This window comes from Bacillus sp. FSL R5-0709 (assembly GCF_038004785.1).
Lineage (GTDB): Bacteria > Bacillota > Bacilli > Bacillales > Bacillaceae_G > Bacillus_A > Bacillus_A mycoides.
The window spans coordinates 4,720,863-4,743,661 of record NZ_JBBORT010000001.1 but is presented as its reverse complement, the minus strand read 5'-3'; the positions used below and the strand labels follow the sequence as shown (position 1 = coordinate 4,743,661).

At 37.4% G+C, this 22,799-nt stretch carries 26 protein-coding genes, 1 pseudogene and 1 riboswitch; of the genes and pseudogenes, 20 read left to right on the top strand and 7 right to left on the bottom strand.

Annotated elements, in window-relative coordinates; translation table 11 throughout:
• Window positions 1-635 precede the first annotated feature (635 nt).
• From MKX37_RS24530 to sufB, 14 genes are all read left to right on the top strand, one after another.
• Window positions 636-1,001 (top strand): arsenate reductase family protein, encoded by a 366-nt coding sequence (locus MKX37_RS24530; RefSeq protein ID WP_002124230.1) that lies wholly within the window; start codon window positions 636-638, stop codon window positions 999-1,001.
• A 41-nt stretch (window positions 1,002-1,042) separates the two neighbouring features.
• Window positions 1,043-1,426: a glycine cleavage system protein GcvH gene (gcvH, locus tag MKX37_RS24525; RefSeq protein WP_000026895.1), complete on the top strand. Its 384-nt coding sequence runs from the start codon at window positions 1,043-1,045 to the stop codon at window positions 1,424-1,426.
• Window positions 1,427-2,044: 618 nt separating this feature from the next.
• Window positions 2,045-2,389: a toprim domain-containing protein gene (locus MKX37_RS24520; RefSeq protein WP_000640865.1), complete on the top strand. Its 345-nt coding sequence runs from the start codon at window positions 2,045-2,047 to the stop codon at window positions 2,387-2,389.
• 3 nt (window positions 2,390-2,392) lie between these two features.
• Window positions 2,393-2,701: a thioredoxin family protein gene (locus MKX37_RS24515; protein WP_002015940.1), complete on the top strand. Its 309-nt coding sequence runs from the start codon at window positions 2,393-2,395 to the stop codon at window positions 2,699-2,701.
• Window positions 2,702-2,853: 152 nt separating this feature from the next.
• Window positions 2,854-3,198, top strand: coding sequence for a hypothetical protein (locus MKX37_RS24510; RefSeq protein WP_002015939.1), 345 nt, complete (start codon window positions 2,854-2,856; stop codon window positions 3,196-3,198).
• A gap of 125 nt (window positions 3,199-3,323) precedes the next feature.
• Window positions 3,324-3,431: riboswitch (SAM riboswitch) on the top strand.
• A gap of 178 nt (window positions 3,432-3,609) precedes the next feature.
• Window positions 3,610-4,635, top strand: coding sequence for a methionine ABC transporter ATP-binding protein (locus tag MKX37_RS24505; RefSeq protein ID WP_002015938.1), 1,026 nt, complete (start codon window positions 3,610-3,612; stop codon window positions 4,633-4,635).
• A complete protein-coding gene (locus MKX37_RS24500) occupies window positions 4,628-5,293 on the top strand; it encodes a methionine ABC transporter permease (RefSeq protein ID WP_002129754.1) in 666 nt (221 codons plus the stop codon). The genes MKX37_RS24505 and MKX37_RS24500 overlap by 8 nt, the downstream gene beginning before the upstream one ends.
• A gap of 22 nt (window positions 5,294-5,315) precedes the next feature.
• On the top strand, window positions 5,316-6,128 hold the full coding sequence (gene metQ / locus MKX37_RS24495) for a methionine ABC transporter substrate-binding lipoprotein MetQ (protein WP_002015935.1): 813 nt from the start codon (window positions 5,316-5,318) through the stop codon (window positions 6,126-6,128).
• A gap of 73 nt (window positions 6,129-6,201) precedes the next feature.
• Entirely contained in the window at window positions 6,202-7,008 is an 807-nt protein-coding gene (metQ, locus tag MKX37_RS24490) for a methionine ABC transporter substrate-binding lipoprotein MetQ (protein ID WP_003192184.1), read from the top strand.
• A gap of 237 nt (window positions 7,009-7,245) precedes the next feature.
• A complete protein-coding gene (gene sufC, locus MKX37_RS24485) occupies window positions 7,246-8,031 on the top strand; it encodes a Fe-S cluster assembly ATPase SufC (protein WP_002034576.1) in 786 nt (261 codons plus the stop codon).
• Between the two features lie 15 nt (window positions 8,032-8,046).
• Window positions 8,047-9,339: a Fe-S cluster assembly protein SufD gene (gene sufD / locus MKX37_RS24480; protein WP_002129751.1), complete on the top strand. Its 1,293-nt coding sequence runs from the start codon at window positions 8,047-8,049 to the stop codon at window positions 9,337-9,339.
• A complete protein-coding gene (gene sufS, locus MKX37_RS24475; protein ID WP_002015930.1) occupies window positions 9,339-10,559 on the top strand; it encodes a cysteine desulfurase SufS in 1,221 nt (406 codons plus the stop codon). Before sufD ends, sufS begins: the two co-directional genes overlap by 1 nt.
• The gene (gene sufU / locus MKX37_RS24470; RefSeq protein WP_002089369.1) at window positions 10,549-10,980 is read left to right on the top strand and encodes a Fe-S cluster assembly sulfur transfer protein SufU; all 432 of its coding nucleotides are present in this window, start codon (window positions 10,549-10,551) and stop codon (window positions 10,978-10,980) included. The genes sufS and sufU overlap by 11 nt, the downstream gene beginning before the upstream one ends.
• A gap of 48 nt (window positions 10,981-11,028) precedes the next feature.
• Window positions 11,029-12,426: a Fe-S cluster assembly protein SufB gene (sufB, locus tag MKX37_RS24465; protein WP_002015928.1), complete on the top strand. Its 1,398-nt coding sequence runs from the start codon at window positions 11,029-11,031 to the stop codon at window positions 12,424-12,426.
• 78 nt (window positions 12,427-12,504) lie between these two features.
• Here the strand turns inward: sufB and MKX37_RS24460 are convergent, their stop codons facing one another.
• Entirely contained in the window at window positions 12,505-13,251 is a 747-nt protein-coding gene (locus MKX37_RS24460) for a VanZ family protein (RefSeq protein WP_078422099.1), read from the bottom strand.
• A complete protein-coding gene (locus MKX37_RS24455; protein ID WP_078177962.1) occupies window positions 13,251-13,580 on the bottom strand; it encodes a PadR family transcriptional regulator in 330 nt (109 codons plus the stop codon). The genes MKX37_RS24460 and MKX37_RS24455 overlap by 1 nt, the downstream gene beginning before the upstream one ends.
• 352 nt (window positions 13,581-13,932) lie before the next feature.
• Between MKX37_RS24455 and MKX37_RS24450 the strand changes: the two genes are divergently transcribed.
• The 3 genes from MKX37_RS24450 to yunB all read left to right on the top strand — a co-directional run bounded on the left by MKX37_RS24450 (window position 13,933) and on the right by yunB (window position 16,503).
• Window positions 13,933-15,348, top strand: a complete 1,416-nt coding sequence (locus tag MKX37_RS24450) for a bifunctional metallophosphatase/5'-nucleotidase (protein ID WP_206764595.1) — start codon at window positions 13,933-13,935, stop codon at window positions 15,346-15,348.
• A 65-nt stretch (window positions 15,349-15,413) separates the two neighbouring features.
• Window positions 15,414-15,716: a YunC family protein gene (locus MKX37_RS24445; protein WP_002015926.1), complete on the top strand. Its 303-nt coding sequence runs from the start codon at window positions 15,414-15,416 to the stop codon at window positions 15,714-15,716.
• A 55-nt stretch (window positions 15,717-15,771) separates the two neighbouring features.
• On the top strand, window positions 15,772-16,503 hold the full coding sequence (yunB, locus tag MKX37_RS24440) for a sporulation protein YunB (protein ID WP_002129745.1): 732 nt from the start codon (window positions 15,772-15,774) through the stop codon (window positions 16,501-16,503).
• Window positions 16,504-16,560: 57 nt separating this feature from the next.
• On the opposite strand, the gene MKX37_RS24435 is transcribed toward yunB, so the two are convergent.
• Window positions 16,561-17,544 (bottom strand): M23 family metallopeptidase, encoded by a 984-nt coding sequence (locus tag MKX37_RS24435; RefSeq protein ID WP_078422100.1) that lies wholly within the window; start codon window positions 17,542-17,544, stop codon window positions 16,561-16,563.
• A 189-nt stretch (window positions 17,545-17,733) separates the two neighbouring features.
• On the opposite strand from MKX37_RS24435, the gene lipA reads away from it, so the two are divergent.
• Window positions 17,734-18,630, top strand: coding sequence for a lipoyl synthase (gene lipA, locus MKX37_RS24430; protein WP_002034580.1), 897 nt, complete (start codon window positions 17,734-17,736; stop codon window positions 18,628-18,630).
• A 20-nt stretch (window positions 18,631-18,650) separates the two neighbouring features.
• Here the strand turns inward: lipA and MKX37_RS24425 are convergent, their stop codons facing one another.
• Window positions 18,651-19,130, bottom strand: coding sequence for a YbaK/EbsC family protein (locus MKX37_RS24425; protein ID WP_002184734.1), 480 nt, complete (start codon window positions 19,128-19,130; stop codon window positions 18,651-18,653).
• Between the two features lie 74 nt (window positions 19,131-19,204).
• Window positions 19,205-19,759, bottom strand: a complete 555-nt coding sequence (locus MKX37_RS24420; protein ID WP_002184735.1) for a histidine phosphatase family protein — start codon at window positions 19,757-19,759, stop codon at window positions 19,205-19,207.
• 133 nt (window positions 19,760-19,892) lie between these two features.
• Between MKX37_RS24420 and MKX37_RS24415 the strand changes: the two are divergent.
• A pseudogene (locus tag MKX37_RS24415) lies at window positions 19,893-20,204 on the top strand (hypothetical protein); the annotation flags it as partial.
• Between the two features lie 301 nt (window positions 20,205-20,505).
• Here MKX37_RS24415 and MKX37_RS24410 read toward each other — a convergent pair.
• On the bottom strand, window positions 20,506-21,321 hold the full coding sequence (locus MKX37_RS24410; protein WP_002184736.1) for a YhfC family intramembrane metalloprotease: 816 nt from the start codon (window positions 21,319-21,321) through the stop codon (window positions 20,506-20,508).
• A 108-nt stretch (window positions 21,322-21,429) separates the two neighbouring features.
• Here MKX37_RS24410 and MKX37_RS24405 point away from each other — a divergent pair, with 108 nt between their 5' ends.
• Window positions 21,430-22,161, top strand: a complete 732-nt coding sequence (locus MKX37_RS24405; protein ID WP_002143625.1) for a MerR family transcriptional regulator — start codon at window positions 21,430-21,432, stop codon at window positions 22,159-22,161.
• 28 nt (window positions 22,162-22,189) lie between these two features.
• Here MKX37_RS24405 and MKX37_RS24400 read toward each other — a convergent pair whose 3' ends face one another.
• Entirely contained in the window at window positions 22,190-22,768 is a 579-nt protein-coding gene (locus MKX37_RS24400; RefSeq protein WP_002129737.1) for a YhcN/YlaJ family sporulation lipoprotein, read from the bottom strand.
• Window positions 22,769-22,799 lie beyond the last annotated feature (31 nt).

Below are 22,799 nucleotides of genomic sequence, written 5' to 3'. Positions count from 1 at the left end.
AAAAGGACTTCTTATTTTTTAAATAAAGTGAAACTTTAATCAGTGGGGGGTGTCCATCCCCCCACTGATTATTAGCCCGCACCAATCAGGCTTTTACGGGCAGTTATCTCCCACCTAACTTCCTCGCATTTGCCGAATTTCGAGGTGGGAGTCTTACTGCCCGCAAATAGCGGGATAAACGTTTGTTTAAGATATATGTTCGGTATAGAAAATCATGTATTCCAAAGGTGATATAGAAAAACATGAAATTAATCAAACGTTTGTTTAAGAGGTATGTTCGGTATGGAAGAATTCATGTATTCCAAAGGTTGGGGTAGAAAAACATGAAATTAATCAAACGTTTGTTTAAGGTATATGTTCGGTATAAAAGAATCTACGTATTCCAAAGGTTGAGGTAGAAAAATATGAAATTAATCAAACGTTTGTTTAAGATATATGTTCGGCGTGGGATGAGAAAAAATTTAAAAAAATTATATATTTATTTTTTCTTAATAAATGGCGGAAAAATAAGAAAAATTAGCAGGATTATTAAAAATTATCACGAAATAAGTAAAAGTTTAGCGAATAATCGTTTGAAATAATAAAATGTTTTCTATATGATAAAGGTAAAGGTTAGTAAAAAAGTAGGTGAATTTATGACAGTAACATTTTATTCATATCCAAAATGTGGCACATGTCAAAAAGCAAAGAAATGGTTTGAGGCAAACGATGTAGCATATGAGATGATTCATATTGTTGAAAATCCACCGTCAAAAGAAGATGTACGTAATTTACATGAGAAAAGTGAATTACCATTAAAAAAATTCTTTAATACAAGTGGAATGCGTTACCGCGAACTTGGTTTAAAAGATAAGTTAAAGGATGCAAGCGAAGACGAAATGTATGAGCTTTTAGCATCTGATGGCATGTTGATTAAACGTCCAATTGTAACAGATGGAACGAGTGTAACACTTGGTTTTAACGAAGAGCAGTTTGAAAGTGTGTGGAAAAAGTACCAATAAGGTATTTTTACATAATTAATACATTCACTGGAGGTACAGTCATGAGCATTCCAAATAATTTACGTTACTCTGAAGAACACGAATGGGTAAAAACAGAAGGTAATGCGGTTGTTATCGGTATTACTCATTTTGCGCAAGGTGAGTTAGGCGATATCGTATTCGTTGAACTTCCTGAAGTAGGTGCAACAATCCAAGCTGACGAGCCATTCGGAAGCGTAGAATCTGTTAAAACAGTTTCTGAATTATACGCACCTGTAAGTGGTAAAGTTGTAGCAGTAAACGAAGAATTAAGTGACCAACCAGAACTAGTTAACGAATCTCCATACGAGGGTGCATGGATGGTTAAAGTTGAACTTTCTGATGCAAGCCAAGTTGAGAAGTTATTAACTGCAGAAAAATATGCAGAAATGACAAACCAAGACTAATTATAGTCGAAGAAAAAGGACAGCCTTTGTGCTGTCCTTTTTTATGTTGTGTACATAATGAATTTAAAAACATATATATTAATTATTATGTAGGAGAACGTTTTTGAAAAACTTTTTTCATGGAGGCTTCATGCTGAGCAAGCCGCTTGCGCTTTTCGTTATGATCCAGCTTCAGCGACTAGAACAGTCGGTCATTTCACTCCTTCACTTGAGGCAAAGAGCGCCTCTAGTTCAGGAGTTCCAATGCCCTCCTGTTCTGAACGAGCCGCTTGCGCTTTTCATTGTCTAGCTCCACCTCCTAGCCCTTCATGTCTAAGAACCTTCCGTACGAGAAGACAAAAAGCGTCTTCTGTACGAAAGAACCTTAGCCAACAGGGCTAAACAGTCGGTTCCGCTTTTCGTTATTGTCCAGCTCCAGCGGCTAGATTGTTCGGTGGCTTCGCTTCTTCCTACAAGGCAAAAAGCGCCTTTACGTCAGAAGCTCCATCCCCCTCACAATCTGAGCGAGCCGCTTGCGCTTTTCTTTTGCAAAAATAAACAGGAAACAACATGAAAATAACGAATATACTATATACTAAGTTAAAGGTTGTATAGTATATGGTGATCGGGTGATGACATATGATTTATGTGGAAAAAGTCATTATTGTAGAAGGTAAATCGGATAGAAGAAAGATTGAATCTATTATTCGTGAACCAGTGGAAATTGTTTGTACAAATGGTACAATTGGTTTGTCGAAAATGGATGAGCTCATTGATCAATTTTTTGATAAGGACGTATATGTGCTAGTGGATGCTGATGATGCAGGAGAAAAGTTAAGGAAACAATTCCGAAAAGAATTTCCGCAAGCAGAGCATATTTATATTGATCGCTCGTATCGCGAGGTGGCGACTGCACCTTCTTCACATTTAGCAAATGTATTATGGGGAGCAGACATTGACGTTTATACAGAATATTTACGGTAAGGAATGATAGAAGTGATTGATTGGACAGGTGCCGAAGCTACAGCCCTAATAGGAAATGAAGAAAAAACAGTGTTATATGTGTATACACCAATGTGTGGAACATGCCAATTGGCAAAGAAGATGTTAACGGTCGTTGAGATGACGATTGAAGATTTGAAAATTGGAATGTTAGATTTAAATTATGCCCCGCATTTAGCGAAAGAGTATGGGATAGAAAGTGTACCGTGTTTACTTATTTTTGAAAATGGGACACTGATGAAGAAAATATATGCATTTCATTCGGTTGAATATTTATATACGGAATTAAAGTAGGCGGCAAAGTTTTTGCCGCCTCGACATATTTCTTGGGAAATATGTCGACATGCGTGATAGATACAGTATTTGTCGAGCGAAAATAACAGGATTGCCCTTTAATAAGAGGGAATGGTATGTAATAGAAAGTGATATGAGGGATGTGGTTTAGGATGAAATTATATTCTTTGCTTCAATCATTTGTAAATTACGCTAATGGTCAATATCATTTAGAACCGCTTTTAAGGCAAGGAGAAAGAACTGTTAATTTTCGTTTTGGAGATGAATGCTGTTCGTTACAAATTTCAAGAGATTATATAGAACTTTTGAAAGAGGCGAGAGGAACGGAACAAATCGTTTGTTTAGAGGAAGAGGATGTACAAAAGTTAGTGACTGGAAATATGAGGTTGCAAAAGTTAATGAGTGATGGACGGGTACAATATTCTGGAACGTATCGAACGATGTTATTAGTTGAATCGATGTTTCATATATGTAAACCGATGTCAGTCGGAGCTTAAAATTCTGAAGTTTCTTTTTTTACGAAAATTTCTGTTGACAGAGCGTGTGGATATTGATACAATTCAATTCATAAAATATAGACAATTTCATAAATTTTAAATCAGACGAAAATTTAATCTGATTTCTCTTATTAAGAGAGGTGGAGGGACTGTGCCCTGTGAAGCCCGGCAACCGTCAACTTATGTTGAAATGGTGCCAATTCCTGCAAAGCAAATGCTTTGAGAGATGAGAGAGAGGGATAATGTTGTTATATACGCATATAAACCTTTCTGCTTCTCTAGAAGCGGAAAGGTTTTTTGTTGTTTGAATGCGGAGGACATTCAAATAATAAGAGGAGCTATAACGATGGACTACACGCATGAAAAATAAAAAAATGCGGAGTCTATCCAAACAAAAAAGGGGTGAACATCATGATCTTATTAGAAAATGTAAAGAAAATATATAAGGCAAAAAGCGGTGATGTCACTGCTGTAGATAACGCCAACTTAAAAGTAGATAAGGGTGAAATATTTGGTGTTATTGGATATAGTGGCGCTGGGAAAAGTTCGTTAATCAGATTGTTTAATCAGTTAGAGAAACCAACTTCTGGCCAAATTACAATTGCGAATCGTGTGATTTCAGCGATTACTGGAAATGAACTTCGTAAGGCAAGACAAGAAATCGGAATGATTTTTCAGCATTTCAACTTACTTTGGTCACGAACTGTGCGTGAAAATATCGCATTCCCACTTGAAATTGCAGGTGTCGATAAGGCGGAGAGAAGAAAACGTGTCGATGAGTTAATTCATCTTGTTGGATTAGAAGGAAGAGGAGACGCGTACCCATCTCAGCTAAGTGGTGGACAAAAGCAGCGCGTCGGGATTGCAAGAGCGTTAGCAAATAATCCACAAGTACTTTTATGTGATGAAGCAACGTCAGCTCTTGATCCGGAAACGACAGATCAAATTTTAGATTTATTGTTAGATATTAATAAGCGTCTCGGCTTAACAATTGTATTGATTACGCATGAGATGCACGTTATTCGCAAAATTTGTAATCGAGTTGCTGTAATGGAAAAAGGGAAGATCGTAGAAACGGGTCCAGTACTTGACGTATTCCGTAATCCACAGCAAGACATTACAAAACGATTTGTACAGCAGTTAACTGATTCTGAAGATACAAATGAAACGATTGAAAGTTTAATAGAAAAGTATCCAGATGGAAAAGTAATTCGTTTGCAGTTTGTCGGTGAAGCGGTAGAAAGACCGGTACTTCAAAGGTTAATGCAGCGCGGTGATATAGAAGTTAGCATTTTGCAAGGAAATATCGCGCAAACGAATAACGGATCTTACGGAAGTTTAGTCGTTCATTTAAATGGTGAAGAAACAGCGATCCAGCAAGCAATAGAAGGGATTCATCAAGATCAAGTAGAGCTGGAGGTGATTGCACATGGATAAGTTAATCGCAAATATTGATTGGAATCAAATGTTAGAAGCAACTGGTGAAACGTTATATATGACGGCAATCGCAGCACTTGCCACATTTGTTTTAGGACTTATTTTAGGACTATTACTCTTTATGACAGCGAAAGATAATTTATGGGAAAATAAAGCGATTAATACGGTGATTGGAGCGTTCGTAAACATTTTCCGTTCTATACCGTTCATCATTTTAATTATTTTATTAATCCCGTTCACAAAGATTCTTCTTGGAACAATACTCGGAGCGAGTGCAGCGCTGCCAGCTTTAATTATTGGAGCGGCACCATTTTACGCGAGAATGGTTGAAATCGCGCTTCGTGAGATTGATAAAGGTGTAATTGAAGCTTCAAAAGCGATGGGAGCAAAAACAAGCACAATTATTTTGAAGGTGTTAATTCCAGAATCGTTACCAGCGTTAGTATCTGGTATTACGGTTACGACTATTGCTTTAGTAGGCTATACAGCAATGGCAGGTGTTGTTGGTGCTGGTGGTCTTGGAACACTTGCTTACTTAGAGGGATTCCAGCGTGGAAATAACGATGTAACAATCGTTGCGACAATTTGTGTATTACTCGTTGTATTTTTAATTCAGTGGATTGGTGATAGTTTAACGACTCGAATAGATAAAAGATAATGAAAACAGGGGGATATTTCAAATGAAAAAATTATTACTTACAGCACTTATTTCAACTTCAATTTTTGGGTTAGCTGCTTGTGGTGGGAAAGATAAAGATGAAAAGAAACTTGTTGTTGGTGCTTCTAACGTACCGCACGCTGAAATTTTAGAAAAGGCAAAACCGTTACTTGAGAAAAAAGGAATTGAGCTAGAAATTAAAAAATTCCAAGACTACGTATTACCAAATAAATCGTTAGCGGATAAGGAATTAGATGCAAACTACTTCCAGCACATTCCGTATTTAGAAAAAGAGATTAAAGATAAGAAATATGATTTTGAAATAGCAGGAAAAATTCATTTAGAACCGATTGGTGTGTATTCTCAAAAATATAAGAGCTTAAAAGAACTTCCAAACGGGGCGACAATTATTATGAGTAATTCTGTTACTGATCATGGTCGTGGTTTAGCAATTTTACAAAAAGAAGGCATTTTAAAAATTAAAGACGGAGTAGAGCCAGTTAAAGCAACTCCAAAAGATATTGCGGATAATCCGAAAAACTTAAAGTTCAAAACAGATATCGAGCCTGGTTTATTGCCACAAGTGTATAACAATAAAGAAGGCGATGCGGTTCTAATTAATTCTAACTATGCAATTGATGCGAAATTAAACCCAGAAAAAGACGCGATTGCAATTGAAGGAAATGATTCTCCATACGCAAACGTAGTAGCTGTTCGTAAAGGCGATAAAGATAAAAAAGAGATTAAAGCTCTTATAGAAGTACTGCATTCTAAAGAAATTGAAGACTTTATTACTAAAGAATATAAAGGGGCAGTTGTTCCTGTAAAAGAATAATTGCGGAAAAAGGGCTGGTGTATGCCGGTCCTTTTTTTACTACATAAATATAGGGGAGAAAAGGGGACATCATATGAAAAAGATTCTATTGTCAGTTGTTACAGCACTGTCTGTATTTACATTAGCTGCTTGCGGGGGGAAAGATGAGAATAAGCTTGTCGTTGGCGCTTCTAATATACCGCACGCTGTTATTTTAGAAAAGGCACAGCCAATATTAGAGAAAAAGGGCATTAAGTTAGAGATAAAAAAATTCCAGGATTATGTTTTACCAAATAAGGCATTAGCTGATAAAGAAATCGATGCAAATTATTTTCAACATATCCCTTATTTAGATAAAGAGATTCAAGAAAAAGGATACAAAATTGTAAATGCAGGAAAAATTCATTTAGAGCCAATGGGCATTTATTCTAAGAAATATAAAAGCTTAAAAGAACTTCCAGATGGCGGAACAGTTATTATGAGTAATAACGTAGCGGAGCGTGGCCGTATGCTCGCATTGTTACAAAAAGGCGGCGCTATTAAATTAAAAGACGGTGTAGATGTTGTTAAAGCAACAGTAAAAGATGTTGTAGAAAATCCGAAAAATTTAAAGTTTAAAACAGATGTAGAACCTGGACTTTCACCGAAGCTGTACGAAAACAATGAAGGTGATGCTTTATTTATTAATTCAAACTACGCAATTGATGCGAAATTAAATCCAACAAAGGATGCAATTGCAATTGAAGGGTCAGACTCTCCTTATGCAAATATTATCGCAGTTCGTAAAGGTGACGAGAAGAAAAAAGAAATTAAAGAGTTAGTAGACGTATTGCATTCAAAAGAAATTCAAGACTTTATCAATAAAGAATATAAAGGTGCTGTACTTCCAGTAAATGAATAGGTGCTGGGAAGGACTGGGAATAACCCAGTCCTTTTTTCTTTATATATATAAGAAGAAAGGTGTATCATAAGAGGATGTAAAGGAAATACTTATATACATTTGTGAAAAAATTGTTACATTTTCTTAGTGTTTGCGATATCATTTTATTTGATATAAGATTAGAATGAGAATAAAATGAGAATATGAACGTTTTAGTAATTTTTAAAATGTATATAGAGGATTAATGGAGGTATTGAGATGGCTGGTTCTACATTAACGGTTAAAGACTTACACGTATCAATCGATGGCAAAGAAATTTTAAAAGGTGTAAACCTTGAAGTAAAAGGTGGAGAAATCCACGCAATTATGGGACCTAACGGAACAGGTAAATCAACTTTATCTTCTGCGATTATGGGTCACCCAAAGTATGAAGTAACAGAAGGTAGCATCATCATCGACGGTGAAGATGTATTAGAAATGGAAGTAGATGAGCGTGCGCTAGCAGGTCTATTCTTAGCAATGCAATATCCAAGTGAAATTAGCGGAGTAACAAACGCGGACTTCTTACGTTCTGCAATTAATGCACGTCGTGAAGAAGGCGATGAAATTTCTCTTATGAAATTTATCCGTACTTTAGATAAAAACATGGAATTCCTAGAAATGGATCCAGAAATGGCACAACGTTACTTAAACGAAGGTTTCTCTGGTGGAGAGAAAAAACGTAACGAAATTCTTCAATTAATGATGATTGAGCCAAAAATCGCAATCTTAGATGAAATCGACTCAGGTCTTGATATCGATGCATTAAAAGTTGTATCTAAAGGTATTAACCAAATGCGCGGCGAAGAGTTCGGCTGCCTAATGATTACGCATTACCAACGTTTATTAAACTACATCACTCCAGACTTCGTTCACGTTATGATGAACGGTCGTATCGTTAAATCTGGTGGCCCTGAGCTTGCACAACGTCTAGAAGCTGAAGGTTACGACTGGATTAAAAAAGAATTAGGTATTGAAGACGAAACAGCAGAGCAAGAAGCGTAAGAGAGGAGCATAAACATGACAATCGGTACATTACCTTTCGATCAAGAAACAATCCGTCAGCGCGCAAGCGAAGTAAACGAAGCTGCTTGGTTGACTGAGTTCCGCTTACAAGCTCTTGCACAAGCAACTGAACTTCCAATGCCAACGCCTGATAAAACGAAAATTGAAAAATGGGACTTTATCGGAAAAGGCGACGCTGCTAAGCAAGAGCCTGTAAGTTCTTTAACAGAGCTTCCAGAAGCAGTGAAAAACTTAATCGATGAAAATAACAGCGTATTAGTACAACGTACTGGTACAACTGCTTTCGTTTCTTTAGCAGACGAAGCAAAAGAAAAAGGTGTTATTTTTACAGACATCGTAACAGCTGCAACAGAGCATGCTGAATTAGTACAAAAGTACTTAATGAAAGACGGCGTGAAAGTAGACGAGCATCGTCTAACTGCACTTCATGCTGCATTAATCAACGGCGGTGCATTCGTATATGTTCCGAAAAACGTTGTTCTTGAAACCCCACTTCAAGCTGTATTCTTAGTAGACGGCGAAGAAGCTAACGTATATAACCACGTATTATTCGTAGCTGATGCGAACAGTACTGTAACATATGTAGAAAACTACGTTGCAAATGAAAATGCTAAAGGTATTGCAAATATCGTAGCAGAAGTAATCGTGGAACAAGGCGCACAAGTGAAATTCGGTGCGGTTGATCTATTAGCAAAAGACGTAACAACTTACGTTAACCGCCGTGGAATTGTTGGACGCGACGGCCGCATTGATTGGGCTTTAGGCCTTATGAATGACGGAAATACAATCTCAGAGAACGTTACGAACTTAATGGGCGACGGATCATATGCTGATACAAAAACAGTAACAATTGGTCGTGGTAACCAAACACAAAACTTTACAACTAAAGTTGTTCACTTCGGTAAACACTCTGAAGGTTGGATTTTAAAACACGGTGTACAAAAAGATAGTGCAACATCTATCTTTAACGGAATTGGTAAGATTGAACACGGTGCATCTAAATCAAATGCACAACAATCTTCTCGCGTTCTTATGTTAGATGAGAAAGCTCGCGGTGATGCAAACCCAATTCTTTTAATCGACGAAGATGATGTAATGGCAGGTCACGCAGCTTCAGTAGGCCGCGTAGATCCATACCAATTATACTACTTGATGAGCCGTGGGATTCCAAAACGCGAAGCAGAACGTTTAGTCATCCATGGATTCTTAGCACCTGTAGTAAATGAGCTTCCAATTGAAGGAGTAAAGGCACAGCTTGTTGAGGTAATTGAAAGGAAAGTTCGCTAATGAATATTCATGAAATACGCAAACAGTTTCCAATTCTTGATCAAAAAGTGAACGGCAAACAACTTGTTTATTTCGATAGTGCAGCAACTTCTCAAAAACCAATTCAAGTCATTGAAACGTTAGAACGTTATTATAAAGAATATAATTCTAACGTGCATCGCGGTGTTCATACGCTCGGTACGAAAGCTACGGATGCGTATGAAGGTGCACGTGAGAAAGTTCGCAAGTTTATTAATGCGAAATCAATGGAAGAGATTATTTTCACGCGCGGAACGACAACTGCATTAAATACAGTAGCAGCTAGCTATGGTCTTGATAATGTAAAAGAAGGCGATGAAATCGTCATCTCTTACATGGAGCACCATAGTAACATCATTCCGTGGCAACAAGTTGCGAAGAAAACTGGTGCAACTTTAAAATACCTTCCGCTTCAACTAGACGGTACAATTTCTTTAGAAGATGTTCGTCAAACAGTTACACCGAATACAAAAATCGTTTCTATCATGCACGTTTCTAACGTACTTGGAACGATTAACCCTGTAAAAGAAATCGGAGCAATCGCACATGAAAACGGTGCAATCATGATCGTTGATGGAGCACAAAGTGCACCTCATATGAAAGTGGATGTACAAGATTTAAACTGTGATTTCTACGCATTATCTGCTCATAAGATGTGCGGACCAACAGGTGTCGGCGTATTATATGGTAAGAAAGAATTGCTAAACAATATGGAACCAATTGAATTTGGTGGTGAAATGATTGATTTCGTAGACTTACAAGAGTCTACTTGGAAAGAGCTTCCGTGGAAGTTCGAAGCAGGTACACCGATTATCGGTAATGCAATCGGACTTGGTGCGGCAATTGATTTCCTAGAAGAAATCGGTCTTCATAATATTGAAAAGCATGAACATGAATTAGCGCAATACGCTTTAGAGAGACTATCAGAAGTAGATGGCGTTACAATTTATGGTCCAAAGCATCGCGCTGGTCTAGTTACATTTAATATTGAAGACGTACATCCTCACGATGTAGCAACTGTATTAGATGTAGAAGGCATTGCGGTTCGCGCAGGACATCACTGTGCACAACCGCTTATGAAGTGGCTAAAAGCTTCTTCTACAGCACGTGCGAGCTTCTATTTATATAATACAAAAGAAGAAATTGATACATTTGTTGAATCACTAATCAAGACAAAGGAGTATTTCACAAATGTCATTTAATAATTTAGATACGTTATATCGTCAAGTTATTATGGATCATTATAAAAATCCTCGTAACCATGGCGTGTTAGAAGATAGTGTTACCGTTAACTTGAACAATCCAACTTGCGGCGATCGTATTCAACTTACGATGAAAGTAGAAGAGGGTATTGTACAAGAAGCGAAGTTTGAAGGCGAAGGATGTTCAATTTCAATGTCTTCAGCTTCAATGATGACACAAGCAGTAAAAGGAAAGAAAATTGAAGAGGCCCTTAAGCTTTCTAAAATTTTCTCTGACATGATGCTAGGAAAAGAGTATGATGACAGCATTGATTTAGGAGATATTGAAGCATTACAAGGCGTATGCAAGTTCCCGGCACGTATTAAATGTGCAACATTAGCGTGGAAAGCGTTAGAAAAGGGCTTAAACGAAGATAAGTAATGTTAAAGGTTCCTAAAAACGAGGTTATATAAGGAGGGACACACCAACATGGCGAAGCAACTGCCAGATATCGGCGATTATAAATATGGTTTCAAGGATAAAGACGTTTCGATTTTCCGTGCTGGACGCGGTTTAACAAAAGAAATCGTTGAAGAGATTTCACGTATGAAAGAAGAACCACAGTGGATGTTAGACTTCCGTTTAAAATCACTGGATAAGTTCTATGAAATGCCAATGCCACAATGGGGCGGCGACTTAAACGACTTAGATTTCGATGAAATTACGTACTACGTAAAACCATCTGAGAAATCTGAGAAGTCTTGGGATGAAGTACCTGAGGAAATTAAAGCGACATTTGATAAATTAGGTATTCCTGAAGCTGAGCAAAAATATTTAGCTGGTGTATCTGCACAGTACGAATCTGAAGTTGTATACCACAACATGAAAGAAGACCTAGAAGATCTAGGAGTCGTCTTCAAAGATACAGATAGCGCATTAAAAGAGAACGAAGATATTTTCCGTGAGCATTTCGGAAAAGTAATCCCACCAACAGACAACAAATTCTCTGCATTAAACTCTGCAGTTTGGTCTGGTGGATCATTCATCTACGTTCCAAAAGGTATTAAAGTTGATACACCACTTCAAGCGTATTTCCGTATTAACTCTGAAAATATGGGACAATTCGAGCGTACGCTTATCATCGTAGACGAAGGCGCACACGTACACTACGTAGAAGGTTGTACAGCACCTGTTTACACGACTAACTCACTTCATAGTGCGGTAGTAGAAATCATCATTAAGAAAGATGCATATTGCCGTTATACAACAATCCAAAACTGGGCGAACAACGTATACAACCTAGTTACAAAACGTGCGGTTTGTGAAGAAAACGCAACGATGGAATGGATTGACGGTAACATCGGATCTAAATTAACGATGAAATACCCAGCAGTTATCTTAAAAGGCGAAGGCGCTCGTGGTTTAACATTATCTATCGCGATTGCTGGTAAAGGCCAACACCAAGATGCTGGTGCGAAAATGATTCACTTAGCACCAAACACGTCTTCAACAATCGTTTCTAAATCGATTGCGAAGCATGGTGGTAAAGTAACTTACCGTGGTATCGTACAATTCGGACCAAAAGCGAAAAACTCTCGCTCTAACATCGAGTGTGACACGTTAATCATGGATAACCAATCTACATCTGATACAATTCCTTACAACGAAATCAAAAACGATTACGTTTCACTTGAGCACGAAGCGAAAGTATCTAAAGTATCAGAAGAACAATTATTCTACCTAATGAGCCGCGGTATTTCTGAGCAAGAAGCTACAGAAATGATCGTAATGGGCTTCATCGAGCCATTCACTCGCGAACTTCCAATGGAATACGCAGTTGAAATGAACCGTCTAATCAAGTTTGAGATGGAAGGTTCTATTGGTTAATATTTAAAAGTGAAAGCGCCCTGCTGTGCAGGGCGCTTTTTTATGTTCTATAAGCTGAGATGGGTATATACCCCGAACCTAAATCGTATCCACCTTATCCACAGATTTAATACGCTCCCAAATATGTTTCATCCCAACGAAAGAACCATATCCAATTAAAGCACCTAGCATATTCAGTATGATGTCATCGATATCGAAAATACCACTAAAAGTAAGGAGTTGTAACGATTCGATTAATAAAATAAACTTAATAAAAATTTTGGATGCCATTTTTACATTGTTTATTTGTTTAAATAATAAAGGTAGAAGGAATCCGAATGGGATGAATATGATGACGTTTCCTAATGTATTCATAAGTACGATGTCTATATTATAAGGATCTAGTAGATGTGTTAGATCGAATCCATTTAAATAGCGGATTGTACTTTTGAGCGGAACTAAGTTTATTAATCCGCCGTGTATAAAGTGCCAGTCGCCTGTTTCAAAGAAGTACTTCAGACTATCAAAGTAAACGGCTGGCCTTCCGAGCAACAGTTTAAATAATAAAACAAAAGAATACGGTAAAAATAATCCCCAGCCAATCCACTGTACATATTTTTGCGTGGAAGATTGCATCGCTTTTTCAATTTCAGTTCCTAAAGTAGAGGCTTCTCCAAAATTTTGGATGGCTAATGTAGTAGCTTCTTCTTCTGATTTTCCTTGATTGAGAAATTCTTGCTTTAAGCTTGTAAGATGATCATAAATTTCAAAGTATAGTTCGTCTCTATCAGATTGCGATAGGCTTGTTTTTTGAACGATACTCTTTATGTATTCTTCAATCGTCATTAATTTAAAGCTCCTTTCTGACAAGTTTTAATAAGAGTTGTAACTGAATCCCATGCTGTTAGTTTTTCTTCTAAAATTTTCTTCCCGCTCGTAGTAATGCGATAAAATTTTCGTTTCATACCAGTTTCAGATTCACCCCAGTATGAATTGATGAAATCCTTTTGTTCCAAGCGTTTGAGTGCTGGGTAGAGTGTACCTTGGCTCATCGTGTATAAATCATTGCTGTTTTCTTTTAGCTTTTGAATAATTTCATATCCGTACGTATCGTGCTGTTTAATGATGGAGAGAAGTAAAATATCAATACTTCCTTTTAATATCTCTTTATCCATTTTATGGTTCACCACCTTATGATGAGATTGTAACACGACATATGTCGTATTACAAGGTATATGTGTAGGGTAATACTCCATCTAGTAGGCAGCAAAAAGCTCTTCGCCAATCCGTCCAACAAACTTCCTGACAAATAGGTCCCCAACACCGACTACAAAAAGAATCCCCCTCAAACTAATCAACAGACTAGAAAAAGTAATATAAAGTTTTCCATATTAAAAGGGCAATCTTTGGCTTTTTCTTATAATGCGAGTACAATGTAGAATAGCAAGAAAAGACGAAAAGTATTTACAGGATTATTGCGTACGTATAGCGTAAATGGCAGTAAGGAACTGAGAGGAGGTTTTTTCTCTGAATATAAATAAAGAAACAATCATCCACCTTTATCATACAAACGATATACATAGTCATTTTGAAAATTGGCCACAAATTTCTCGGTTTGTACAAGGGGAGAAAAGGAGAAGACAGGAAGCGGGAGAGACTGTTTTAACTGTGGATATTGGCGATCATGTGGATCGTTTTCATAGTATTTCGGAAGCGACAAATGGACTTGGGAATACAAAATTATTAAATGAGGCGTTATATGATTATGTAACGATCGGAAATAATGAAGGAATTACATTGGCGAAAGAGCATTTGAATCGTCTATATGATGATGCTGGGTTTGAGGTGCTCGTAGCGAATTTATTTGAAAAAGAAGGTGTACGTCCAGCGTGGGCGCAGCCTTATAAATTACATACAACGACAGATGGGATTACGATTGCCTTTATTGGATTAACGGTAGCTTATCCAGAGTTTTATCATATGTTAGATTGGCATATTGAAGATCCAATCATCCATTTAGAGTCTATTTTAGAAGAAGTTAAGGATACAGCTCATATTACTGTTGTGCTTTCTCATCTTGGAAAAAGTATGGATGAGTATATGGCGGAGCATTATGATATAGATGTTATTTTAGGGGCACATACGCATCATTTATTTGAGCGCGGTGTTCTTGTGGATAATACTTTGCTTTGCTGTTGTGAAAAGTGGGGACATTACGTTGGTCACGTTCAGCTTACTGTGGATAAAGAGACGAAGAGACTGTTGAAAAAAGACGGTAGAGCGATTAAGACAGAACGGTTAGGTGCTTATAGCGAGCCGTTATCCACAATTGAAATGCTAAAGGAAGAAAGTAAACAGATAATGGCTGAGCCTGTCGTTCATTTAAAAGAATCATTGCCGGTTGATTGGTTTAAGGAGACGACGTTTTCTCATATGTTGGCAAGTGCACTTAAAGAGTGGTGTAATGCGGATGTTGGGATGGTGAATGCTGGTGTACTTCTTGAGGGATTAAATGAAGGTGTTGTGACGCGCGGAGATATTCACAGAATTTGTCCACATCCAATTAATCCATGTTTATTAAAAGTGCCAGGAAAAACGTTACGAGAAGTTATTTTGAAAGCGCGTCGTCCGAATATGGAGAACCTTGAGGTGAAAGGATTCGGATTTCGTGGAAAAGTAATGGGGAAAATGATTTACGATGGTTTGGAAGTGATTCCAGATACGATTCCAGGGAATAAAATTTTACTAGAAGATGTATTGATTAACGGCGAATCGCTGGAATTAGACCGGATATATACGGTAGGAACGATTGATATGTTTACATTCGGATACTTATACCCAGAGCTATCCACACTTTCGGACAAACAATATTATATGCCGGAATTGCTTAGAGATGTACTAACAGACATGTTGATAACTTATACATCTTCAGTCAAACTATAGGCTAGTTAACTTGTAACACTCATTTTTCTCTTGTCATAAAGATAAGAAAGAGAGGAGTGTGAACTATGGTTAATGTAGAGCCAATTATAATTGATAACTATACGTTCATTGCTGTTAGCGTAAAACTTCCAAAGACAAATTTGCTAGCTGTAATGAGCGATAAAGGATATATTATGTGCGGTGCTTTAGATGTAGGTCTTCTAAATGAGAAGTTAGGTGATCGAGGAATTATTGCTGGCCGTGCGGTTGGTGTAAGAACGATTGAACAACTTCTTGAAGCACCGCTGGAATCAGTAACGACTGGAGCCGAAGCTTTAGGTATTCCGGTAGGCACAATCGGAAAAGATGCACTATTAAAAATGAGATAAGCATATATCATCCCTCTTTCTTGCATAGAAATAATATAAGAAGGAGGGTTTTCTGATGGGCATATTTCGTTCGAAAAATTCGCGGTTTCGAAGGGGACCGATTTCCTTTCGGTATATACTGCTTATTTCATTTATTATTTTTATCGTAATGGTAGTTCAAGGTTTATGGATTGTAAATAAAAGTATTCAGCCAACGTTAATTAAGTATGGGGAAACAGAGACTCATAAAATGGCAACAGCAGTTATGACGAAAGCGGTAAAAGACCGAATTAATGAAGGGTTTGATGTAGATTCATTAATGAAAGTACAAACGGATAGGAACGGGAAAGTATCTACAATTGATTTAAATACAAAACAAGTAAATGAAATATTAACATCGACTACTGCATACATAGAAAAATATTTACAACAAGTAGAAAAAGGGGATACGAAAGCACTTGGTATTTTTGAAGAGAATGGGGTATCTATGTCAGTTCCTTTTGGGCGCATAACTGATAATGCGCTTCTTGGTAATATAGGACCGGATATTCCGATTAATTTTACGCCAATTGGTCATGTGAATACGGATATTAAACAATTAGTTGAGCCGCAAGGAATTAATAATACAGCGATCAAAATTATTATGGAAGTGGAAGTGACGTTACAAGTTATGATTCCGTTACGCACGAAAGAAATTAAAGTGAAGCAAAACATTCCGATTGCAACGCGCATCGTTCAAGGTGAAGTGCCTACTTATTACGGAAGCGGGGGAGTTGTTGTACCAGATAAAAAGAAAACGGATAATTAGTCAGTAGTGTTCTATTGATTTATATTTATAAAAAATAACCGTAGCAATTTGCTACGGTTATCTTTTTGTATTTGCTCGTTCTTTTCGTTCCCAAAGGCTTAAATGCATGTATGGATCGAAAGCCCATTCTGTATAGCCATTGTCTTTATACATGCCGAAATGTAAGTGAGGCGGGAACTTTCCAGCTGTACCAGGAGGACCGTAGCCGGTACTACCGACAAATCCGATTACTTTTCCTGGTTCGACAATTTGTCCGAGGTGTATTTCTTTAGAGAACCCGCCTAAATGAGCGTAATAGTGGTAATTATTATGAAGGTCACGAATACCAATGCGCCATCCACCAAGGCGATTCCATCCTTTTGTTTCAATAACGCCATAGCAAGTTGATCGTACTGGTACGCCATATCCAGCAAAAATATCGGTTCCTTCATGAATCCTCCTGCCGCCAAAGCTTCTACCAGCACCGAAAGTACTACGATAGCTATGGTCACTGCGAATCGGGAGAGGGAAAGCATTACCTTCTAAATTAATGCGTCCATAATGTTTATAAATTCGGGCGTATTCTGTAATTAATTCAACTGTTTTTGCACGTCTATAATATTCCCAAAGCATAATGTTAATACGGTCTTCCGACGTTCCTTGTTTCTTTAAAATAGTTGCTGCTGTATGCAGAAGATCACGGTCGTTATTTGCATTTGCAAATCCATCTTTGTCACCATCTAAACCCATTCCGCCAAATAGAGAAATTGTATGGGGGAGAGTATCATTACTATTAACAGGTCCAGCCCATATTTCAGGTTTGAAATAAAGGGAAATGATGGCATCTGGTTTTTTCGGAATATTTTTTCTTACGCTCCGTATGTTTCTTTCGTATTGATCCATTGCGGCTAAGTAATACCACGGAATACCGGAAGATTGCTCAGTTTCTTTATATAGTGCCATGCGCTTTTCATATATGCTTTGCTGATTATCTTCACCGTAAGCGATGTTTTGGTGGAGAAGAAAGCAAATCGAAAGCAAAAGAGAAATTTTTCGAAGCATGAAATAGACTCCTTTCACAACATCACTCTTTTTAGTGTGGGATATACGGAGTATTTCATTATAGGGAACGATTGGAAAAAATCTTAGAATCTTCATTTGAGCAAATCGCTTTCATACGTTAGAATAGATATGTTACATTGAAAGAAGCGAACACGGTAAACTATTTCATATTGTGCGGAGTTGATAACCATGACAAAACAAACAGAGTATAAGCGCAAGCCCGAATGGTTGAAAATTAAGTTAAACACGAATGAAAACTATACAGGCTTAAAGAAAATGATGCGTTCTAAGAATCTTCATACAGTTTGTGAAGAGGCGAAATGTCCGAATATTCATGAATGCTGGGCTGTAAGGAAAACAGCAACATTTATGATCTTAGGTGCGGTTTGTACACGTGCTTGTCGTTTTTGTGCGGTTAAAACAGGCTTACCAACTGAGCTTGATTTACAAGAGCCAGAACGCGTAGCAGATTCTGTAGTACAAATGGGCTTAAAGCACGTTGTTATAACAGCGGTTGCACGTGATGATTTAAAGGACGGCGGAGCAGCTGTTTTTGCTGAAACAGTACGCGCTGTACGTCGTGAAAATCCATTCACGTCTATCGAAGTATTACCATCTGATATGGGTGGGGTAGAAGAAAACTTAAAAATGTTAATGGATGCAAAACCAGATATTTTGAACCATAACATTGAAACAGTACGTCGATTATCTAACCGAGTTCGCGCTAGAGCAAAATATGACCGTTCATTAGAGTTTTTACGTCGAGCAAAAGAAATGCAGCCTGATATTCCAACTAAATCGAGCATTATGCTGGGCTTAGGTGAAACGAGAGAAGATTTAATTGAAGCAATGGATGACTTACGTGCAAACAATGTGGATATTTTAACTCTTGGACAATACCTACAACCATCTAAGAAGCATTTACCAGTTATTAAATATTATCCACCAGCAGAATTTGCAGAGCTAAAAGAAATTGCACTTAGCAAAGGATTTAGCCACTGTGAAGCTGGTCCACTTGTACGCTCTTCTTATCATGCGGACGAGCAAGTACGTTCTGCAAAAGAAAAAACAGCAGAAGCGAAATAATGAAAAAAGAGAGCTAATCATTAGCTCTCTTTTTTCTTATACTCTAAAACTTTATTTTGACATGTGGATAAAATCTTTTTTAATTCCTCTGTGGATAATTCAATTGTAAATTCAGGTACACCAGGTGTAATTAAAATTTTATCGTAAGTATAAATTGAACTGTCCACAATAATCGTTACATTTTGTGAATAACCGAAAGGAGCTACACATCCAGGAGTGCAACCAGTCTCTTCTCTTAGCTCATTAGGAGAACAGAGAGATAAGCTCTCTCCTGTTATTTCCTTCATCTCTCCTCGGTTGAGGCGAGTGCCTTCTAACGTAAAGAATACGTAATGCTCCCCGGATTTTGATTTTAAAAATAAGCTTTTACTTGGAGTGCCTTGCAAACCAAGTCTTTCACGAACGATACGATCTGTTTCATAGTCAAGTACTGGTTCGTGTTCAAATTTTTCATAAGAAGCATTTGTTTTATGTAGTAAAGAAAGTACATCTTCATACATATGGAATGATACCCCTCTCTATTGTTAATACAGTCTCTTCTCATGGCGTCAACTGAGTGTTTTGGAAAGGGATACTACTTGGACGATGCTTCCCATAATCGTTTTATGAAACTTTGTTCATCGATTGTAATTTCGTAAACATCAGGATTCGTTAAAGTTCTCCATTCACTAAAGCCGATCGTACGATCAAAGTGCTTTAAAATGAGCGTAAGTAAGTTTCCATGTGTAACGAGTAGTGTTGTAGTATGGTTTAACTTTAAAACGTCTTGGATAAGCGATATAGCACGGTCCGTTGCTTGTTTTGTTGACTCTCCGCCTGAAAAGGCAATATCTATGTTTGTAAAAGTAGATTCTAGTTTTTGCATCCAATCATCCATCGGAACGTTGCTTAATATACGTTCAGCTAATCGTTCATCCTCTTCGATAGATAGGTTAGCTTGAATCGCATAGGGCCGAATGGAATCGATAGCTCGGACAAATGGGCTCGAAATAATATGATCTATTTGTAGCTGATTTTCTAAGAGGAATGCAGCAAGGGTGTTAGCTTGATCTTTTCCGGCAAACGTTAATTCGGCATCACGTTTTTGTCCAGTTGCGGAACAATGTCGTATTACAATAATTTTCTTCATAATTCATCCCCATCTTTCAAGTTGACGCTATATACTTCGACAAATGCGGAAAAAATTCCTTTTTATTGGAAACGGAATAGTGATCTAAGTATGTGGAAAAGTAATGTGGATAATGAAAATTTGAGGTGCAATTATGAAAAAAATGATATGCATTGTATTCAGTATTTGTTTTCTCGCGCAATTGTCCACAACATATGCACAATCAAATCAAAAATTAGACTATCCAAGCAATCAAAATAAGCCATTTGTGAGTGAGGATGTGTTTTACGAACAGTTAGATAAAAAGGTGTATAAAGAATATAAAAATGCAGCATATAGTGTTCGGAAAAAGATTTTATTTAAAGAAGTGCCCGATGAAGAATTTTCTTTCAGACAAAAAACAGCCGTGGGTTGTCGGAGTAGCGTGGTGTTTCAAGATTTTTTTATTCACCCTGATCGCCAAGTTTACCCCGCATTAACGGGCAGCAAGACTCCCACCGCAAAATTCAGTTTTAAAGAAAAGTAGTTAAATGGGAGATCAACTGCCCGTAAAAGCCCGATTGGTTCAACTAATAATCAGTGGATAAACCCCCACTGATTAAAGTTTCACTTTATTTTTTCGCTTCCTTTTCTCAAGATGAAGTAGATGAGTTCCATAAGTACATCGTTATAGATGCGGAAACAAAGAGGGAGCTGCAAGGGGGGAAAAGTTATCATCACTACGAAAATCCATATAAAAAATAACCCACCAACTGGTGGGTTATTTTTTACTCTGGCACACTTACTAATTTCGCTTTCATTTTACGAATAAGAATGAAACCACCAATCGCGAAGAGAAGAGTAATTCCTTCTGCTACAAAGATGTTAATCATTTTTGTTTGGTAAAGTGCCGCGAAAAAGTCTACAAGTGCGTGGAATAATATAGCGTAAACAAGGAAAATGTATTTCTTTTGTTTTACTGCGTATACGACAAGCATTGTGAAGGCAATTTGCAGCACGAGTGCCATAATTCTTTCTAGGCTACCGAGTAAGTATAAATAGGCAGGTTGTTCTATTAACATATCCTTTACAAGATTTAATTGTGGTAGTTTTTCTGCCATTTGAGCGAAGCTACCATTGTTAATAGCATTAGCGAATATAAGTGTCTGCAATGCAGAGAATCCGCCAACTAAAATGGATTCAATCCCGCCATGACCAATTCCATAAGCGAAGCCATCTTTATATTCTAGATATTTTTTTAGTAGGAAGAAGAAGGCAACGAAGCGTCCTAATTCTTCAAAAATACCAGCAGTTAGTCCGCCATAAATTGCAAAGACATACGGATTTTCTAAAAATGGAGCGATTGCTGGATTACCACGCATAAATAGGTGGAACGGTGTTTCGAGAATTTGGGTAAATCCAATAAAGATAAGAACACCAACGCCGACCACTTTCCAATTAATATTATATTTTTTACGGAAATAAACGAGTACAATAATTGGGACCAGAACCGAAACAACAAGTTGAAATATGATGCTGGCAATTACAGTATTTGAAACCATACTTTCACCGCTTTCTAATGTACGTACATATATATTATGCATGAAATGTAGGAGAATGTGGAGAGATGAATCTTTCAAAAACAAAATGAAATTTTTATTGACTCTAACGTTGCGTCATACTTTATCGTATGTATTAAGGGGGAGATACGCATGACAATGAGGGTAAAAGAAGTAGCTAATTTAGTTGGGATTAGTGTGCGCACACTGCATCATTACGATGAAATTGGGTTGTTAACCCCAGATGAGACGACAGAGTCTGGATATCGTCTGTATTCCAATGAAAATTTAGAAACGTTGCAGCAAATTTTGTTTTTTAAAGAGCTAGGCTTCCCTTTGAAGAAGATTAAAGAAATTATCATGAGTCCATCATTTGATCATGAAGAAGCACTACAACTTCATAAGAAAATGCTTCTTGAAAAGCGTGCCAGGTTAGATAAGGTGATAGCGACGATTAATAAAACAATTCAGCATACAAAAGGAGAGATTGATATGACGAATAAAGAGAAATTTGAAGGATTTGATTTTAGTCATAACCCGTACGAAGAAGAAGCACGGGAACGATGGGGAGATGAGGCTGTAGATAAAGCGAATAAAACAGCGAAGGGGATGTCTAAAGAGAAACAGGAGGAGTTTAATAATATTTACAGAAATCTAGCAACACTTCGAAATGGAGCACCTGATTCTAAAGAGGCGCAATCCGCAATCGGGGTATGGTACGATTACTTGCAAAACTTCGGTGAATATTCATTAGAGGCCTTTAAGGGACTCGGTCAAATGTATGTTGCTGATGAGCGTTTTACGAAAAATATTGATAAGTTTGGTGAAGGTTTAGCGCAGTTTATGTGTGATGCGATGGAGGTTTATGCGGATCGTAAGAAATAGTAAAAAGGTGGAGGTTTTCTCCACCTTTTTATTTTTTAATCATATCATTTAAAGTTTGATCCCCCGTATTGTTCAAATGAGGATTATCGCTCATTTCCCGTTTTAACATATCAAGACTTTGTTCATATTCTTTATCGTTTAAGCTACCAGATTGAAGACCTTGAATTTGAGAAATCAACTTTTGGTTTGTTGATACATATGCTTTATAATAGCGAGGAACGATGGACAAAGCAGTTTTATATACTTGATCTGTTACGAGTTTTGGATCCGTTGTGTTTGCACGGTATACAACGAACACTTCGTCGTCGGTAACGAGTGTAGCGGCATTGGTGACGTCAGGAAGTTTGACTGTCATGCTTGTAATCATTTCAGCGACTTTCTCACGGTTAATGGCGCCTACTTGTTTGTTAGATACTTCATGTTTTTGTTTAGATGAATAGCCCACCCTTGTGAGCCGTGTATTTGTATTTTCCGTATGATACATGTCGTTTTTGTTGGAAACAAGAACACGACTTCCTTCTTCACGCTCCATTTCGGCTTTATTAGTTGATTGGCAACCCACAAATAAGGAAAGAGTGAGAAGAGAGAGTATAATTTGTTTTTTCACGATGTAGCACCTCCTTCTCCATAGCATGCAC

Coding starts and splice junctions, on each gene's coding strand:
- MKX37_RS24460 (WP_078422099.1), bottom strand. CDS start 13,251: ATGACGATTGAAGAATACATAAAGAGTATCGTTCAAAAAACAAGCCTA.
- MKX37_RS24405 (WP_002143625.1), top strand. CDS start 21,430: ATGACAATGAGGGTAAAAGAAGTAGCTAATTTAGTTGGGATTAGTGTG.
- gcvH (WP_000026895.1), top strand. CDS start 1,043: ATGAGCATTCCAAATAATTTACGTTACTCTGAAGAACACGAATGGGTA.
- MKX37_RS24530 (WP_002124230.1), top strand. CDS start 636: ATGACAGTAACATTTTATTCATATCCAAAATGTGGCACATGTCAAAAA.
- MKX37_RS24500 (WP_002129754.1), top strand. CDS start 4,628: ATGGATAAGTTAATCGCAAATATTGATTGGAATCAAATGTTAGAAGCA.
- MKX37_RS24455 (WP_078177962.1), bottom strand. CDS start 13,580: ATGGATAAAGAGATATTAAAAGGAAGTATTGATATTTTACTTCTCTCC.
- MKX37_RS24515 (WP_002015940.1), top strand. CDS start 2,393: ATGATAGAAGTGATTGATTGGACAGGTGCCGAAGCTACAGCCCTAATA.
- sufU (WP_002089369.1), top strand. CDS start 10,549: ATGTCATTTAATAATTTAGATACGTTATATCGTCAAGTTATTATGGAT.
- sufS (WP_002015930.1), top strand. CDS start 9,339: ATGAATATTCATGAAATACGCAAACAGTTTCCAATTCTTGATCAAAAA.
- metQ (WP_002015935.1), top strand. CDS start 5,316: ATGAAAAAATTATTACTTACAGCACTTATTTCAACTTCAATTTTTGGG.
- MKX37_RS24410 (WP_002184736.1), bottom strand. CDS start 21,321: ATGCATAATATATATGTACGTACATTAGAAAGCGGTGAAAGTATGGTT.
- sufC (WP_002034576.1), top strand. CDS start 7,246: ATGGCTGGTTCTACATTAACGGTTAAAGACTTACACGTATCAATCGAT.
- metQ (WP_003192184.1), top strand. CDS start 6,202: ATGAAAAAGATTCTATTGTCAGTTGTTACAGCACTGTCTGTATTTACA.
- MKX37_RS24445 (WP_002015926.1), top strand. CDS start 15,414: ATGGTTAATGTAGAGCCAATTATAATTGATAACTATACGTTCATTGCT.
- MKX37_RS24505 (WP_002015938.1), top strand. CDS start 3,610: ATGATCTTATTAGAAAATGTAAAGAAAATATATAAGGCAAAAAGCGGT.
- lipA (WP_002034580.1), top strand. CDS start 17,734: ATGACAAAACAAACAGAGTATAAGCGCAAGCCCGAATGGTTGAAAATT.
- yunB (WP_002129745.1), top strand. CDS start 15,772: ATGGGCATATTTCGTTCGAAAAATTCGCGGTTTCGAAGGGGACCGATT.
- sufD (WP_002129751.1), top strand. CDS start 8,047: ATGACAATCGGTACATTACCTTTCGATCAAGAAACAATCCGTCAGCGC.
- MKX37_RS24420 (WP_002184735.1), bottom strand. CDS start 19,759: ATGAAGAAAATTATTGTAATACGACATTGTTCCGCAACTGGACAAAAA.
- MKX37_RS24520 (WP_000640865.1), top strand. CDS start 2,045: ATGATTTATGTGGAAAAAGTCATTATTGTAGAAGGTAAATCGGATAGA.
- MKX37_RS24435 (WP_078422100.1), bottom strand. CDS start 17,544: ATGCTTCGAAAAATTTCTCTTTTGCTTTCGATTTGCTTTCTTCTCCAC.
- MKX37_RS24425 (WP_002184734.1), bottom strand. CDS start 19,130: ATGTATGAAGATGTACTTTCTTTACTACATAAAACAAATGCTTCTTAT.
- sufB (WP_002015928.1), top strand. CDS start 11,029: ATGGCGAAGCAACTGCCAGATATCGGCGATTATAAATATGGTTTCAAG.
- MKX37_RS24510 (WP_002015939.1), top strand. CDS start 2,854: ATGAAATTATATTCTTTGCTTCAATCATTTGTAAATTACGCTAATGGT.